Genomic DNA, 14,102 nt, shown 5'->3' with positions numbered 1-14,102 from the left:
GTTCACCCTCGGTGGTCAGATGGGGACAGTTCCGCCAGCTTCCGCGTCAGCACGGCCCGTTCGCGTTCGTTGCCGCACAGTCGAATCGCCTGCTCGAGCTCGGCGCGGGCCTCGTCGAGACGGCCCAGGCGGCGCAGCAACTCCCCGCGCACGCCCGGTAGCTGGTGGGAGTCCTTGAACGCCTCGGCCGACGCCAGCGCGTCGACGATCGGCAGGGCGGCGGCGGGCCCCTGGGCCATCGAGACGGCGACGGCCCGGTTGAGGTCCACGACCGGCGACGGGGCGAGGCGGCCCAGGCCGTCGTAGAGGGCGACGATGCGGCCCCAGTTCGTGTCCTCGACCGAGGACGCCAGCGCGTGGCACTCGCCGATCGCGGCCTGCAGCCCGTAGTAGCCGTACCCGCGGCCGGCGTCGGAGGCCTTCGCGAGCGCGGCACGGCCGCGGGCGATGGCGGAGCGGTCCCAGCGGCGCCGGTCCTGGTCCTCGAGCAGCACGGTCTCGCCGTCGGGGCCGCGGCGGGCGGGGAAGCGGGCGGCGGTGAGCTCGAGCAGTGCGAGCAGGCTGTGGACCTCGGGTTCCTCCGGCATCAGCCGCGACAGGATCCGCGCGAGCCGCTGCGCCTCCCCGGCCAGGTCGAAGCGGATGACCTCGTCGCCGGAACTGGCCGACGAGCCCTCGGTGAAGATCAGGTAGACGACGCTGAGGACCTGGGCCAGCCGCGCCGGGCGCTCGGCCACCGGCGGCACCTCGAACGGCACACCGGCCGCACCGAGGGTCTTCTTCGCGCGGGTGATGCGGGCCTGCACGGTCGCCGTGGGCACCAGGAACGCCCGCGCGATCTCGTCGCTGGTCAGACCACCGATCACCCGCAGCGTCAGCGCCACCCCGGCCTCCCGCGACAGCACCGGGTGACACGAGGTGAACATCAGCGCGAGGGTGTCGTCGTCGATCTGGTCCGGGTCCCACAGCACGTCGTCGGGCGCGGGCCCGGGATCGGCGCCGGTCAGCGCACCGCCCTCGGGCAGGTGGTGCGCCATCGCGGCGTACTTCTCGTCGCGGGCGCTGCGGCGGCGGAACGCGTCGATCGCGCGCCGCCGGCCCACGGTGAGCAGCCAGCCCGCCGGGTTGTTCGGCACGCCCTCGCGCGGCCAGGTCACCAGCGCCTCGGCCAGTGCCTCCTGCGCCAGGTCCTCGGCCAGCGCGAAGTCGCCGGTGTAGCGGGTGAGCGCACCGATGATCCTCGCGGAGTCGATGCGCCACACCGCGGCTACGGCCTTGCGTCCCGTGGGGTCGCTCATGCTGCCCAAACTAGATCAACCGTGTGAGCTCAGAGCTGGCCGGTGGACTCGCGCCAGGCCCGTTCCTTCTTGATCCACTCGTTGTCCTGCGGGAACTCGTCGATCGAGGGGACGCGGCGGATCTCGGTCTTGAACCCGGCCGCGGTCATCGGCGTGCGCTTGGCCCACTCGACGGCGTCCTGGATGGTCGGGACGTTGATCAGGTAGAAGCCGTTGAACAGCTCCTTGGTCTCGCCGTAGGGGCCGTCGGTGACCACGGGCGGCTCGGAGGAGAAGTCGACGACCACGCCCTCCTCGGCGGGGGCGAGACCTTCGGCGGCGATCAGGACCCCGGCCTCGATCAGCTCCTCGTTGAACTTGCCGACGGTCTCGAGCATCTGGTCGAAGTCGATCTCACCGAGGTTGCCCCAGGCCTCGTCGGAGGTCACGCGCCAGATCAGCATGAACTTCATTTCGGTGTCTCCCAGTAGGTTCGTGCGGGTCCGTTGTGGACCCTTTCACGCCCAGGTCGAACGGGCGGGGTGTTCGATCGACACGCGACCCGGAATTTTCTTGGAAATTTCTGTTCGCGCTGGTGAGACGACTGAGCGGCCCACCCCGGTGATCGGGACGGGCCGCTCGGTGTGCCGTTCGGTCAGACCTGGTCGCCCGGCTGGTGCAGCGACCGGGGCTGCTCGGTCTCGAAGTCGGACCCGGCCAGTTCCGGCAGCGGCGAGGTGCCGGCGACCGGGCGCGGCATGCCGCTGAGCGGACCGGGCACCTCCTGGCGTGCCACCGCCTCCGCGGCGGCGACGGCCTCGGCGACCTTCGGGTCGGACTTGAGGTCGAACCAGGCGGCGACCGACTCGTCCTCGTCCTCCGGGCGTGAGGTCTCACCCTCCTCGGCGGCGGGCGGCTCGTAGCGGAACACGCCGTCGTCGCCGGGGGCGCCGAGCATGCGGGCGAACCCTTCGAGGGCCTTGCCGTAGTCGGACGGGATCATCCAGACCTTGTTCGCGTCGCCCTGGGCCATCTGCGGCAGCGTCTGCAGGTACTGGTAGGCCAGCACCTCCGGCGTGGGCTTGCCGGCCTTGATCGCGGCGAACACCTTCTCGATGGCCTTGGCCTGGCCCTGCGCCTGCAGGTAGCGGGCGGCGCGTTCACCCTGCGCCCGCAGGATCTGCGACTGCCGCTCACCCTCCGCGGACAGGATCGCGGCCTGCTTGCCGCCCTCGGCGGCGAGGATCTGCGACTGCTTCTGGCCTTCCGCGGTCTTGATCGACGACTCGCGCTGGCCCTCGGCGGTGAGGATCATGGCGCGCTTCTCGCGGTCGGCGCGCATCTGCTTCTCCATCGAGTCCTGGATGGAGGGCGGCGGGTCGATGGACTTGAGCTCGACGCGGGCCACGCGCAGGCCCCAGCGTCCGGTCGCCTCGTCGAGCACCCCGCGCAGCTGACCGTTGATGTGGTCACGCGAGGTCAGGGTCTCCTCGAGGCTCATGCCGCCGACGAGGTTGCGCAGCGTCGTGATGGTGAGCTGCTCGACACCGACGATGTAGTTGGAGATCTCGTACACCGCGGAGCGCGGTTCGGTGACCTGGAAGTACACGACGGTGTCGATGGACACGGTCAGGTTGTCCTGGGTGATCACCGGCTGGGGCGGGAACGACACGACCTGCTCGCGCAGATCGATGCGGGCCCGCACCTTGTCGATGAAGGGGACCATGATGTTCAGGCCGGGTGCCGCGGTGTTGCGGTAGCGGCCGAGGCGTTCGATGACGGCGGCCTGCGCCTGCGGGATGACCAGCACGGATTTGACGGCGATGGTCAGCACGAAGATCGCGATGACGGCGGCGATCACAGCGGTGATCGGGTCCAACTCGGTTCACACCCTCCTGCGGGCGCTCACACCGCGGCTATCACCACGGCGACGGCGCCCGAGATCTCGACAACGGTGACGGCTTCGCCTTCTTCGACCACGGACCCGTCGAGGGTGCGCGCGCTCCAGGTGTCGCCGCCGATCTTGACCTGCCCGCCGTGCTCGGTCACCTGCGTCACCGCGACGGCCCTGCCGCCCAGCAGCGCCTCGTGGTGCATCCGGATGCCGGAGCCGAGCTGCAGCCGCTTCTTGAGCAGCGGCCGGGCCGCGACGATCAGGCCCACCGACGACGCCGCGAAGACGAGCACGCTGACCAGGTCGGCGGCACCCAGTGCGGACGCGCCTGCCGCGGCCAGTGCGGCGGCACCGAGCATGACCAGCACGAAGTCACCGGAGAGAACCTCGGCGACGACGAGCAGTATCCCGACGATCAGCCAGATCAGGGCGGCCATGGCCCATACATACACCAACGGGGACCGGCCGGGTCCGGGATTCACCGTGCTGGGCCCCGGACCGTAACGAAATCGATCAACGGGAGATGATTCCGGCGAAGGAGGCGTGATGGCGAAGGCGTTGAAGGTGCGCTCGAGGTCGGGACGGTTGGTCTCCGGACTCGTGCTCGCCGTCGCGGTCGTGGGCCTGGTGATCGTGCTGCAGTCCGCCGCCGAGCAGCGGTCGTGGGCCGGCACCGAGGCGACGGTGCTGGAGCGGCTGAAGTCCGGCAAGAGCGTGTCGCTGAAGGTCGAGTACTCGCTGCCCGACGGCTCCAAGCAGGTCGAGACGCTGTCGGAGAACGGGTCCGCGCACCAGCCCGGCACCCGTGTGGCCGTGCGCTACGACCTGCGCGACGGCCGGGTCGTGGACTCCGCGCTGGCCGACAACGACCAGGCGTTCTGGGTGCTGGGCGTGATGCTGGGCGTCGTGGCGCTGGGCGCGCTCGGCATGAACGTCCTCGCCTGGGCTTCCCAGCGCCGCTCCGCGTGAAGCGCGCTCAGTCCTGGGGGACGGTGACGAAGTCGATGAGCCGCTCCACGGCGCCGAGCAGGTCGGACTCGATGTCGCGGTAGCTGGACACCGCGCCCAGGACGCGCTGCCAGCCCTCCCACGTCTCGCCCCACCCCAGCTGCGCGCACACCCCGGTCTTCCAGTCGACGCCGCGCGGCACGACCGGCCACGCCTTGATCTTGACGGCCTGGGGCTTCACGGCCTGCCAGATGTCGACGTAGGGGTGACCGGTGACGAGCACGTTGTCGTCGCGGATCTGCTCGACGACGCGCTGTTCCTTGGAGTTCGCGACGAGGTGGTCGACCAGCACGCCCAGGCGGCGGTGCGCGGCGGTGCCGAACTCCGCGATGCGCTGCGGGAGCTCGTCGACGCCGTGCAGCGGTTCCACGACGATGCCCTCGACGCGCAGGTCGTGGCCCCAGACGCGTTCGACGAGCTCGGCGTCGTGCTTGCCCTCGACCCAGATGCGGCTGGCCTTGGCGGTCTGCGCGCGCAGGCCTTCGACCTTGACCGAGCCGGACGCGGTGATCTTCGGCTTGGGCGGCTGCGGTGCGGGCTTGACCAGGGTGACGGGCTGGCCGTCGAGGAGGAACCCGGCGGGGTTGAGCGGGAACAGCCGGTGGCGGCCGTGGCGGTCCTCCAGGACGACGTGGCCGTACTCGAACTTCACGACGGCTCCGCAGAAGCCGCTGGCGGGGTCCTCGACGACGAGGCCGGGTTCGGCCGCGATCTCGGGGACCTTCTTGCGCTTGCGGGTCGAGAGGACGTCGCGGCCGTAGTCGTGGGAACGCACGGCTCGCAAGGTTAGCCGTAGAACGGTTTGAAGGCGGTGAGCCACTCGTGGACGCGGTCGAGATCGACGTCGGCGCCGTGCAGGTCGTATCCGCCGTGCACGAAGTCGAGCCAGTCGACGGCCGGGTCGCCGACGCAGGCCCGCGGGTCGATCGCGACCGGTCCGGCCGGGCCCTGCAGGACGTTGCCGGGGTGCATGTCGCCGTGCAGCAGCACCGCTTTGACGTTGTCGGCGGCGAGTTTGCGGGCGCGGTGGTGCTCGGTGGCGTAGTAGGTGCCGGTGCGGCGGGTGAGCACGGTCTCGAACAGGAAGTCGACGCGGGCTTTGAGAGGCGGGAACCCCGCCGGTTTCGCCTCGTGCAGGTGCGGCACGACCGTGGCGGGGTCGGTGGCGGGGGTGCCGGGCCGGATCCGCGCCAGCAGCAGCGCGCCGCGGGTGAGGTCGGCGTCGAGGAGGTCGACGACGGCGGGCGTGTGTGCCCAGGCGTTCAAGGCTCGTGCCTCGTGCACGGCGATGTCGTGCTCGGGGGTGAGTTTGAGGACGGCGTCGGTGCACAGGAACGTGGCGCCGGTGCCGCCGGGCACGTGGTGCAGCAGGGTGAGGCCCCAGCGGGCGGTGAGCGTGGCGACCAGGTCGGGCAGGGCGTCGATCCACCCGGTCACGCCGGTGCCGAAACGCCGGATCAGCCGGGTTCTGTCCTCGTCATCGATCACTCAACTCAGATTAGCGAGTTCGCTCCCGATTGGCGGCGGATCTGGTAGTCCGCGAGCGCCGGGCGCCACAGCCCGTTGGCGTCGAAGCACGTCGAGAGCAGCCGCAGGTCCGCCCCGTCGCCGGCGACGACGACCTTGCCGTCGACGACCCACCGGTTGACCGGCAGCAACGGCACGGGCCACCCGGCGATGAGCAGCCGGTCGCACACCAGGCGCTGCAGCCGCCCGCCGTCGTTGTCGACGATGACGGCGGGCGTGTCGAGGTCGAGGTCGCGCACGACCGCGTGCGGGTAGCGGCGGACGCCGATGTCGGTCAGCGTCTCGGCGCCGGGTCCGATCAGGTGAACGGGCCCGAACCGGCGCGCCAGGCACGTCGCCGCCCAGGCGCCGAGTTCGGCGGTACCGACCACGACGATTCGTTCGAAATAGGTCATGTCACCCGTGTCCCGCATTCATATTTGAATGTTTGCGCAGGTCAGAACGCCTCCCAGAACATAGGGGCACGATGATGTCCCGTCAAACCCCAGCAGTGTCTCAATTGGAAGAATGTGAATGGGCAACGAATAGTTCGCCGATGACCGCGACCGTCAGTAGGTGACGGTGATCGTGCGGTCCGGGCCGTTGACCTCGACGGTGCCGCCCACGGGGATGACGAGCTGCGGGTCGGTGTGGCCGAAGTCGACGTCGAACACGATCATCGTGCTGGGCGCGTACTGCGCGAACGCCCGCAGGACCGCTTCGCGCTGCGCGGTGGTGTAGGCGGCGCGGCCGGTGTCCTGGTCGGTGAACGACCAGGCTTTGGCGCGTCCGACGAGCACGGCGGCGAACCGGCGCAGCAGCCCGCGCTCCCCCATGTTGCGCAGGATCCGGTAGACCTCGGTCGCGGACGGCATCTCCTCGCTGGTCTCGAAGAACAGCACGGTGCCGTCGTAGTGCTCGGGGGCGTTGATCTCCCGGCCGGCCATCATCAGCCACGACAGGATCTCCAGGTTGCCGCCCCACGACCGGCCTCGCACCGCGGTGTGGGGCCGGTGCCAGATCCAGCCGCCACTGGGTTCGAGGACGGGTTCGGTGTCGAAGGTGCGCGGGTCGTCCCAGGGGCTTTCCTTGTCGCCGTAGGCGGTGGTCTCGGCCAGCCGGTACTCACCCGGCGTGAACAGCGCGGCTTTCAGTGATTCCCGCGTGGCCGGGTGCATCGCGCCGGGCCGCCCGAACTGGACCATGACGCCGCCGCCGCAGAAGCCGGTGATGCCGCGGTTGGCGAGCCAGGTCAGCAGGTTGGTGTTGTCGCTGTGCCCGAAGAACGGCTTGGGGTTGGCCCTGATCAGCTCCTCGTCCAGGTGCGGCAGGACGGTGATCTGGTCGTCGCCGCCGATCGTGGCGATCACGGCCTTGATGCCGGGGTCGGCGAACGCGGTGTGCAGGTCTTCCGCCCGTTCCCGCGGGGTCGAACCCATCTTGCGGGTTGCCGGGTACTCGACCGCGATGAGCCCGAAGTCCTGTTCGAGACGCCGCAGGCCCAGTTCGTGGGGCTGCGGGAACAGGCCCGCGAGGCCGGAGGCCGGGGAGACGATCGCGACGCGGTCGCCGGGGCGGGGTTTGGCCGGGTTGATCAACTGCATGGACGCCGAGCGTAGCGACGCCGCGCGAGCGGATCACCGCGATATCGCGTGCGGGTGGGCTAGAACGCGGGCCAGGGGATGGCGGGCCAGTCGCCGGACGGTTCGGGGTACACCCCGGCGGCGAGCAGTTTGTCGACGCGTTCGCCCACGGCGCGGACCTCGGCGCGCGTGAGGTGCTCGTGCAGCGACTCGCCCAGGGTGCCGTCGAGTTCGGACCTCAGGCGGCGCAGCGACTCGACGACGTGGTCGGGCAGGGGTTCGCGGGCCCAGCCCCACAGCACGGTGCGGAGTTTGGGTTCGGTGTGCAGGCAGATGCCGTGGTCGACGCCGTACACGGCGCCGTCCAGCGCGTGCAGGACGTGACCGCCCTTGCGGTCGGCGTTGTTGACGACGACGTCGAAGGCGGACATCTCGGCGATGCGCGGGTGGTCGGCGTGCACGAGCACGGCCGGGTCGCCGAAGCGGTCGTGGGCGTGGAAGACGGGGATCCAGCCGGGTTTGACGTCGTCGACGCCGATGATGTCGACGAGTTCGTCCTCTTCGCGGGTCTCGATCCACAGCTGGACCATGCCGCTGCCGAACGGGCCGGGGCGCAGGACGGTGGGCGGCACGACGCCGAAGGACGCGGCGGAGATCAGGTAGGTGGCCACCTCGCGGCCGGCGAGCGTGCCGTCGGGGAAGTCCCACAGCGGCCGTTCGCCCCGCACGGGTTTGTAGACGCACTGCGCGTCGACGCCGTCCAGCGAGATCTTGCAGAACAAGGTGGCGTTGGAGGCGTCGACGAGGCGGCCTTCTACCTCGATGCGGCCGTGTTCGAGCAACCGCAGGGCCGCGGAGGTGTCCACGTCAGTCTTCTTCGGTGCGGCGGTAGCCGTTCTGCCGGGGGCAGATGTGGCCGTCCGCGTCGAGGGGTTCGTTGCACAGCGGGCAGGGTTTGCGGCCGGCGTTGACGACGCGGTCGGCGCGGTCGGCGAAGGCGCGGGCGGCGGAGGGGGACAGGAAGACCCGCACGGCGTCGGGGCCTTCCTCGGTGTCGTCGAGCACGACGGCCTCGTCGACCTCCTCCTCGGAGACCGCGAGGAGTTCGATGACGACCGCCTTGGACTCGGCGTCCCAGCCCAGTCCCATGGTGCCGACGCGGAACTCCTCCTCGACGGGCACGTCGAGGGGCTGGGTGTCGAGGTCGTCGGGCGGGGCGTCCTCGGGCACGTCGGTGCCGAAGCGGCGATGCACCTCCTCGAGCAACGAGCCGATGCGCTCGGCGAGGACCTGGACCTGCTGCTTTTCCAGGGCGACGCTGATCAACCTGCTCTGCTCGGAGGCCTGCAGGTAGAAGGTGCGGTCGCCGGGCTGCCCGACGGTTCCTGCGATGAACCGGTCGGGTGCGCGGAATACGTGAATGACACGAGCCATGGCAGATACGACCCTAGGCCACGCGGAGATCGTCGGCAGGTCCTCCCCCACCAAACACTCCGCGTATAGGGTCGGGCTGTGGTGAAGATCGCTTCGTACGGGACCTGGACCTCGCCGATCAGCGCCGGCGACACCTCGAAACCGGGCGGTGGGTTCCAGTGGGCCGACCTGCACGGCGAGCAGGTGTGGTGGGCGGAGAGCCGGCCTGCCGAGGGTGGCAGGGTGGCGTTGGTGCGTGACGGTGTGGAGGTGCTGCCCGCTCCGTGGAACGCCCGCAACCGGGTGCACGAGTACGGCGGCCGGCCGTTCGTGGTGCTGGCGCCGGACCGGGTGGCGTTCACGCATTGGGACGACCAGCGCGTGTACGTGTTCGACCCGGACTCCCCCGAGCCCAAGCCGCTGACCGAGGCGCCGCAGCGCCATCACGGGGTGCGGTACTCCGACCTGTCGGCGGGCCCGGACGGTGAGGTGTGGTGCGTGCGGGAGACCGTCACGGGTGACGCGCGCACCGACGTGCGCCGCGACCTGGTGGCGATCACCCAGGCGGGTGAGGTCCGGGTGCTGGGCGCCTCGCACCACTTCATGACCGGCCCGAAGATCAGCCCGGACGGCACGAGGTTCGCCTGGATCGGCTGGAACCACCCGCAGATGCCGTGGGACGGCACCGAGCTGTGCGTCGCCGAGGTCGGTTCGGACACCCACGAGGTCGTCTCCGGGTCGGCGACGGAGGCGGTGTGCCAGTTCGAGTGGGAGGGCGACTCGCTGCTGGCGCTGACCGACCCGGACGGCTGGTGGAACCTGTTCCGCGTCTCCCCCGACGGCACGCGCACGAACCTGGCGCCGTGCGAGGAGGAGCTGGGCGGGCCGATGTGGCGGCTGGGCAACCGCTGGTTCGCGACGCTGTCGCCGGGCCGGTACCTGGTGGTGCGCTCGGGGCAGCTGGCGGTGCTCGACGAGCGGTCCGCGACGGTGACCGACGTGCAGACCGACCTGCCGACGTGGGTGCCGGACCTGTCGGTGCGCGACGGAGTGGTGGTCTGCGCGGCGGCGGGGCCGACGTCGGACTTCGCCGTGGTGCGCCTGGACCTGTCCAACGGTGAGCTGACCTACCTGACCGGCACGGAGACTGTGTCCTCCTCAGAGGCGGCGTACCTGCCGGTGCCGGTGGAGCGGATGTTCGGGGAGATCCCGGCGTACGTGTACGCGCCGTCGAACCCGCACTTCGCGGGGCCCGAGGGCGAGTTGCCGCCGTACGTGGTGCACGTGCACGGCGGGCCGACGGGGCGTGCGCTGCCCAAGCTCGACAGCGACATCGCGTATCTGACCAGCCGCGGCATCGGTGTGGTGGCGGTGAACTACGGCGGCTCGACCGGGTACGGCCGGGCGTTCCGGGAGCGGCTGCGCGAGCAGTGGGGTGTGGTGGACGTGCAGGACTGCGCGTTCGTCGCCCAGCAGCTGGCCGCGGAGGGCACGGCGGACCCGAAGCGGCTGGGGATCCGGGGCGGTTCGGCGGGCGGCTGGACGTCGGCGGCGTCGCTGACGTCGACCGACGTCTACCGGTGCGGCATGGTCGCGTTCCCGATCCTGGACCTGGCGGGGTGGACGTCGCAGGGCGGCGAGACGCACGACTTCGAGTCGCGCTACGTCGAGGGCCTGGTGGGGACGCTGCCGGAGGCCGCGGACCGCTATCGGGACCGGTCGCCGTCGACGAAGGCGCGTCAGGTGTCGGGGCCGGTGCTGTTGTTGCAGGGCCTGGAGGACGAGATCTGCCCGCCGGAGCAGGCGGACCGCTTCGCCGCGGACCTGGCCGGGTCGGGCATTCCGCACGCGTACCTGCGGTTCGAGGGTGAGCAGCACGGGTTCCGCATGGCCGAGAACATCAAGACGGCGCTGGAGGCGGAGCTGTCGTTCTACGGGCAGGCGTTCGGGTTCGTGCCCGCGGGTGTGCCGGTGCTGGACCTGTCGGAGTGAGTTCGCTGTGCGCCGGGGACCGGGTCGCGCTGGTGTCACCGGCCGGCCCGGCCCTGGCTTCGAGGATCGCCGCGGGCGCGGAGGTGCTGCGGTCGTGGGGCCTGCGGGTGGTCACGCCGGAGGTGGGCCCGTGGTCGTTGCCGTACCTGGCCGGGTCGGATCAGGCGCGGGCGGCGGAGTTCGTGTCGGCGTGGTGCTCGGACGTGGCGGCGGTGTTCTGCGTGCGCGGCGGTTACGGGTGTCTGCGGATGACGGACCTGGTGCCGTGGAAGGACCTGCCGCCGCGGGTGTTCGTGGGCTCGTCGGACGTGACGGTGCTGCACGCCGAGCTCAACGCGGTGGGCCAGGCCACGGTGTTCGGGCCGATGCCGGGCACCTCGGACTTCGTCGACGACCCGCTGGCCCAGGCACGGCTGCGCGAGGTGCTGTTCACCGGCACGCGGTCGTGGACGGCGGGAACGCCGGTGGTGGCGGGCACGGCGCGCGGGGTGCTCACGGGCGGCAACGCGGCGTTGCTGGCGGCGTCGGTGGGCGGGCCGCGGTGGGCGCCGCCGGTGCCGGGGGCGATCGCGTTGCTGGAGGACGTCGGTGAGGAGCCCTACCGGCTGGACCGGATCCTGACGCAGCTGCTGCGGGCGGGCTGGTTCGAGCCGGTGTCGGGCATCGTGCTGGGGTCGTGGACGGACTGCGGTGACGTGTCGGCGGTGCTGGCGGACCGGCTGTCGGGGCTGGGGGTGCCGGTCCTGGGTGATTTCGGGTTCGGGCACTGCGCGGGCTCGTGGTCGTTGCCGCTGGGGGTGCCGGCGGTGCTCGACGCCGGTGCGCGGTCGCTGACGCTGGTGTGAGGCGTCAGTCGCGGGGCTGGCGCTGCTGCAGGCGTGCGCCGGCGCGCAGCTGGTCGGTGCGCTGGCCGATGTCGGCGATGCGGTCGGCGAGGCCGGGTTGCCCGTCGCGCAGGCCGGGCCCGGCCTGCGCCAGCGGTGCGAGCAGGTCGGTGACGTCCTGCCCGCCCAGCGCCTGCTGCACCGCGGCGTCGTGCGGCCCGACCTGGGCGGCCAGGCTGCGCAGCACGCCGGCGTTCTTCTGCGCCCACGCGGCGACGGCCTTGTCGCCGGCGCGCCGGTCGCGTTCGGCCTGCACGCGTTCGTCGCCGGTGCCGGACTCCCCGGTGCGGCGCACGCGCAGGTAGCGCTTCTCGGCGGCCTGGCGGCTGGCGACGCCGAGGGCCGGGGCGAGGTCGGCCCAGCTCGTGCCCAGTGCGCGGGCGGCTTCGATGAGCTGGGGTTCCCAGCCGGACAGTTCGTCGCGCAGCTGCCTGAGCAGCATCAACGCCGCGAGGACCTCGGTGGCGTCGCCGGGTGCGGCGGCTGCGGACCGGACCGCCTCATAGTCGTTCGTCATGTCATCCCCTCGACGACGCTGAATAGTTGTCATCGTTTCGACGACATGCTACAACGGCAGGGCAGCGCATTGACAGTCCTACGAGTGATGACTGGAGGTGTCAGATGTTGATGCGCACTGACCCGTTCCGCGTGCTGGACCGGCTGACGCAGCAGGTGGCGGGGGCCGCGGGCACGTGGTCACGGCCGTCGGCGATGCCGATGGACGCCTGTCGCGACGGCGACGAGTTCGTGGTGTCCTTCGACCTGCCCGGGGTGGCGGCGGACGCGATCGAGCTCAGTGTCGAGCGCAACGTGCTGACGGTGAAGGCGGAACGCCGGCCGGTGGGCGGAGACGTCGAGATGCAGGTGTCGGAACGGCCGCTGGGCGTGTTCTCGCGGCAGCTGTTCCTGGGCGACGCGCTCGACACCGACCGGATCGACGCCCAGTACGACGCGGGTGTGCTGACGCTGCGGATCCCGGTCGCGGAACGCGCGAAGCCCCGCAGGATCGCGATCTCCGCGGGCGAGGACTCGCGGCGGCAGATCGACGCGTGACCCACCCGGCGGGCGGCGGCCGTCCGGGTGACGCCCGGTAGGCTTCCGCCCGCCATGAGACCGCAGCCCCAGTGGACGGCGCTGGACGTCTACGCGTCCAATTCCGGCCTGTACGCAGATCCCCGACTGGTGGAACGGGTGGACTACCGGCGTCGCTTCAAGCGCCACCGGCCCCGGACCCCGTCGGTCGTGCTCGCCCCGCACGGCGGCGGCATCGAGGTCGGCACCTCGGAGCTGTGCCTGGCCATCGCGGGCTACCACCCCTCCACGCGGGTGCCGATCGGGCAGACCCACGACTACTGGATGTTCGAGGGCCTGCGCACCACCTCCAACGACGAGCTGCACGTCACGTCGTCGAACTGCGACGACCGGGTGGCACGGCAGCTGGTGTCGGGTGCCTCGCACGCGCTGGGCCTGCACGGCTGCACGGCGGCCGCGGCGGGCCTGGAGGACCACGACCGGGCGGTGCTCGTCGGCGGCCGCGACGCGTTGCTGCGCCTGGAGCTGCTGACGCGGCTGCGGCGGGCGGGCTTCCACACGATCGACGCGGTGGACCACCCGGTGCTGGGCGGCTACGACCGGGCGAACATCGCGAACCGCACCCGCGGGCGGCAGGGCGGGCAGCTGGAGCTGACGACTCCGCTGCGTTCGGCGATGTTCGAGGAGAACACGCGGCCGGCGCGGCGGCACACGACGACCGAGGTGTTCTGGGGCTTCGTGCACGCCTGCCGGGCGGCTGTGGCCGCGCGCGAGGCGCTGAACAACTGAACGTTCAACAACTGACGGCCACACCACTAGCGTGAGCGGCGTGCGCCTCTCCCTCACGTCGGTCACGGTCGGCACGTCGCAGCCCCGGGAGCTCGCCGCGTTCTACGCGCGGCTGCTCGGCGCCACGGTCGAGACGGCGGACGACGGCTGGGCGCTGGTGCGCGTCGAGGGCGGGCTTTCGCTCGGTTTCGAACGCGAGCGGCACTTCCGCCGGCCGGTGTGGCCGGCTGTGGCGGGTGAGCAGACGGCGTCGCAGCACCTCGACGTGCGGGTCGACGACCTCGACGCCGCGGTGCGGCACGCGGTGGAGTGCGGGGCGGTGCTCGCCGAGATCCAGCCGCAGGACACCGTGCGGGTGCTCATCGATCCCGACGGGCACCCGTTCTGCCTGTTCGTGGACTAGATGAGTAAGTCCAAGGGGTAGGCGTCTAGAGACGCGAAGCGAGGGTGTCGATGTACGGGTTGTGACGACCGACATTGACACCCTCGCGACCGCACTTTACGTCAGAACCGACGACTTGCTCAGGGCGCAACCTCGATTAGCGCCGTGGCGGCCGAAGGTCGGCATCGTGCCCAGCCTGACCGATGCCGAACTGGTCACCCTCGCGGTGATGCAGGCACTGCTGGGCCACACCTCCGAAGCCCGCTGGCTGCGCTACGCCCACGCTCATCTGGGGCACCTGTTTCGGTACCTGCCTCAGCAGTCGGGTTACAACAAGCGGCT

Annotated in this window: 17 protein-coding genes and 1 pseudogene; 7 read left to right on the top strand and 11 right to left on the bottom strand. The window is 71.1% G+C overall.

Features of this window, described 5'->3' with window-relative positions; all coding sequences use genetic code 11:
- Positions 1-2: 2 nt before the first annotated feature.
- The 4 genes from LX88_RS41550 to LX88_RS41535 form a co-directional block, all read right to left on the bottom strand.
- Positions 3-1,298, bottom strand: coding sequence for an RNA polymerase sigma factor (locus LX88_RS41550; protein ID WP_258953240.1), 1,296 nt, complete (start codon positions 1,296-1,298; stop codon positions 3-5).
- Between the two features lie 29 nt (positions 1,299-1,327).
- Entirely contained in the window at positions 1,328-1,750 is a 423-nt protein-coding gene (locus LX88_RS41545) for a YciI family protein (protein WP_258953239.1), read from the bottom strand.
- Positions 1,751-1,932: 182 nt separating this feature from the next.
- Entirely contained in the window at positions 1,933-3,147 is a 1,215-nt protein-coding gene (locus tag LX88_RS41540; protein WP_258953327.1) for an SPFH domain-containing protein, read from the bottom strand.
- Positions 3,148-3,182: 35 nt separating this feature from the next.
- The gene (locus LX88_RS41535) at positions 3,183-3,608 is read right to left on the bottom strand and encodes an NfeD family protein (protein WP_258953238.1); all 426 of its coding nucleotides are present in this window, start codon (positions 3,606-3,608) and stop codon (positions 3,183-3,185) included.
- Positions 3,609-3,717: 109 nt separating this feature from the next.
- Here LX88_RS41535 and LX88_RS41530 point away from each other — a divergent pair, with 109 nt between their 5' ends.
- Positions 3,718-4,140: a DUF3592 domain-containing protein gene (locus tag LX88_RS41530; protein ID WP_258953237.1), complete on the top strand. Its 423-nt coding sequence runs from the start codon at positions 3,718-3,720 to the stop codon at positions 4,138-4,140.
- A 7-nt stretch (positions 4,141-4,147) separates the two neighbouring features.
- On the opposite strand, the gene LX88_RS41525 is transcribed toward LX88_RS41530, so the two are convergent.
- The 6 genes from LX88_RS41525 to LX88_RS41500 all read right to left on the bottom strand — a co-directional run bounded on the left by LX88_RS41525 (position 4,148) and on the right by LX88_RS41500 (position 8,702).
- A complete protein-coding gene (locus tag LX88_RS41525) occupies positions 4,148-4,954 on the bottom strand; it encodes a DUF3097 domain-containing protein (protein WP_258953236.1) in 807 nt (268 codons plus the stop codon).
- 11 nt (positions 4,955-4,965) lie between these two features.
- Positions 4,966-5,667, bottom strand: a complete 702-nt coding sequence (locus LX88_RS41520) for an aminoglycoside phosphotransferase family protein (protein WP_258953235.1) — start codon at positions 5,665-5,667, stop codon at positions 4,966-4,968.
- A gap of 5 nt (positions 5,668-5,672) precedes the next feature.
- Positions 5,673-6,101, bottom strand: coding sequence for a hypothetical protein (locus tag LX88_RS41515; protein WP_258953234.1), 429 nt, complete (start codon positions 6,099-6,101; stop codon positions 5,673-5,675).
- Between the two features lie 153 nt (positions 6,102-6,254).
- On the bottom strand, positions 6,255-7,289 hold the full coding sequence (locus tag LX88_RS41510) for a S66 family peptidase (protein ID WP_258953233.1): 1,035 nt from the start codon (positions 7,287-7,289) through the stop codon (positions 6,255-6,257).
- 59 nt (positions 7,290-7,348) lie between these two features.
- Positions 7,349-8,134, bottom strand: a complete 786-nt coding sequence (locus tag LX88_RS41505) for an SCO1664 family protein (protein WP_090062453.1) — start codon at positions 8,132-8,134, stop codon at positions 7,349-7,351.
- A 1-nt stretch (position 8,135) separates the two neighbouring features.
- Positions 8,136-8,702, bottom strand: a complete 567-nt coding sequence (locus tag LX88_RS41500) for a DUF3090 domain-containing protein (RefSeq protein WP_090062452.1) — start codon at positions 8,700-8,702, stop codon at positions 8,136-8,138.
- Positions 8,703-8,780: 78 nt separating this feature from the next.
- Here LX88_RS41500 and LX88_RS41495 point away from each other — a divergent pair, with 78 nt between their 5' ends.
- Both LX88_RS41495 and LX88_RS41490 read left to right on the top strand, forming a co-directional pair.
- Positions 8,781-10,673, top strand: coding sequence for a dipeptidyl-peptidase 5 (locus LX88_RS41495; protein ID WP_258953232.1), 1,893 nt, complete (start codon positions 8,781-8,783; stop codon positions 10,671-10,673).
- On the top strand, positions 10,670-11,518 hold the full coding sequence (locus tag LX88_RS41490; RefSeq protein WP_258953231.1) for a S66 peptidase family protein: 849 nt from the start codon (positions 10,670-10,672) through the stop codon (positions 11,516-11,518). Before LX88_RS41495 ends, LX88_RS41490 begins: the two co-directional genes overlap by 4 nt.
- Positions 11,519-11,522: 4 nt before the next feature.
- Here the strand turns inward: LX88_RS41490 and LX88_RS41485 are convergent, their stop codons facing one another.
- Positions 11,523-12,074, bottom strand: coding sequence for an HSP18 transcriptional regulator (locus LX88_RS41485; protein ID WP_258953230.1), 552 nt, complete (start codon positions 12,072-12,074; stop codon positions 11,523-11,525).
- Between the two features lie 104 nt (positions 12,075-12,178).
- Here LX88_RS41485 and LX88_RS41480 point away from each other — a divergent pair, with 104 nt between their 5' ends.
- From LX88_RS41480 to LX88_RS44805, 4 genes and pseudogenes are all read left to right on the top strand, one after another.
- Positions 12,179-12,610 (top strand): Hsp20/alpha crystallin family protein, encoded by a 432-nt coding sequence (locus tag LX88_RS41480; RefSeq protein WP_258953229.1) that lies wholly within the window; start codon positions 12,179-12,181, stop codon positions 12,608-12,610.
- A 54-nt stretch (positions 12,611-12,664) separates the two neighbouring features.
- On the top strand, positions 12,665-13,378 hold the full coding sequence (locus LX88_RS41475; RefSeq protein ID WP_258953228.1) for a poly-gamma-glutamate hydrolase family protein: 714 nt from the start codon (positions 12,665-12,667) through the stop codon (positions 13,376-13,378).
- A gap of 40 nt (positions 13,379-13,418) precedes the next feature.
- Complete coding sequence (locus LX88_RS41470) at positions 13,419-13,781, top strand: VOC family protein (protein WP_258953227.1); 363 nt, start codon at positions 13,419-13,421, stop codon at positions 13,779-13,781.
- A 61-nt stretch (positions 13,782-13,842) separates the two neighbouring features.
- Positions 13,843-14,102: pseudogene (locus tag LX88_RS44805) on the top strand (IS982 family transposase); the annotation flags it as partial.

This window comes from Lentzea californiensis, assembly GCF_024648825.1.
Taxonomy (GTDB): Bacteria; Actinomycetota; Actinomycetes; order Mycobacteriales; family Pseudonocardiaceae; genus Lentzea; species Lentzea californiensis.
This window is presented reverse-complemented; position numbering and strand designations above follow the sequence as displayed.

Coding starts and splice junctions, on each gene's coding strand:
- LX88_RS41550 (WP_258953240.1), bottom strand. CDS start 1,298: ATGAGCGACCCCACGGGACGCAAGGCCGTAGCCGCGGTGTGGCGCATC.
- LX88_RS41545 (WP_258953239.1), bottom strand. CDS start 1,750: ATGAAGTTCATGCTGATCTGGCGCGTGACCTCCGACGAGGCCTGGGGC.
- LX88_RS41535 (WP_258953238.1), bottom strand. CDS start 3,608: ATGGCCGCCCTGATCTGGCTGATCGTCGGGATACTGCTCGTCGTCGCC.
- LX88_RS41530 (WP_258953237.1), top strand. CDS start 3,718: ATGGCGAAGGCGTTGAAGGTGCGCTCGAGGTCGGGACGGTTGGTCTCC.
- LX88_RS41515 (WP_258953234.1), bottom strand. CDS start 6,101: ATGACCTATTTCGAACGAATCGTCGTGGTCGGTACCGCCGAACTCGGC.
- LX88_RS41510 (WP_258953233.1), bottom strand. CDS start 7,289: ATGCAGTTGATCAACCCGGCCAAACCCCGCCCCGGCGACCGCGTCGCG.
- LX88_RS41500 (WP_090062452.1), bottom strand. CDS start 8,702: ATGGCTCGTGTCATTCACGTATTCCGCGCACCCGACCGGTTCATCGCA.
- LX88_RS41485 (WP_258953230.1), bottom strand. CDS start 12,074: ATGACGAACGACTATGAGGCGGTCCGGTCCGCAGCCGCCGCACCCGGC.
- LX88_RS41480 (WP_258953229.1), top strand. CDS start 12,179: ATGTTGATGCGCACTGACCCGTTCCGCGTGCTGGACCGGCTGACGCAG.
- LX88_RS41475 (WP_258953228.1), top strand. CDS start 12,665: ATGAGACCGCAGCCCCAGTGGACGGCGCTGGACGTCTACGCGTCCAAT.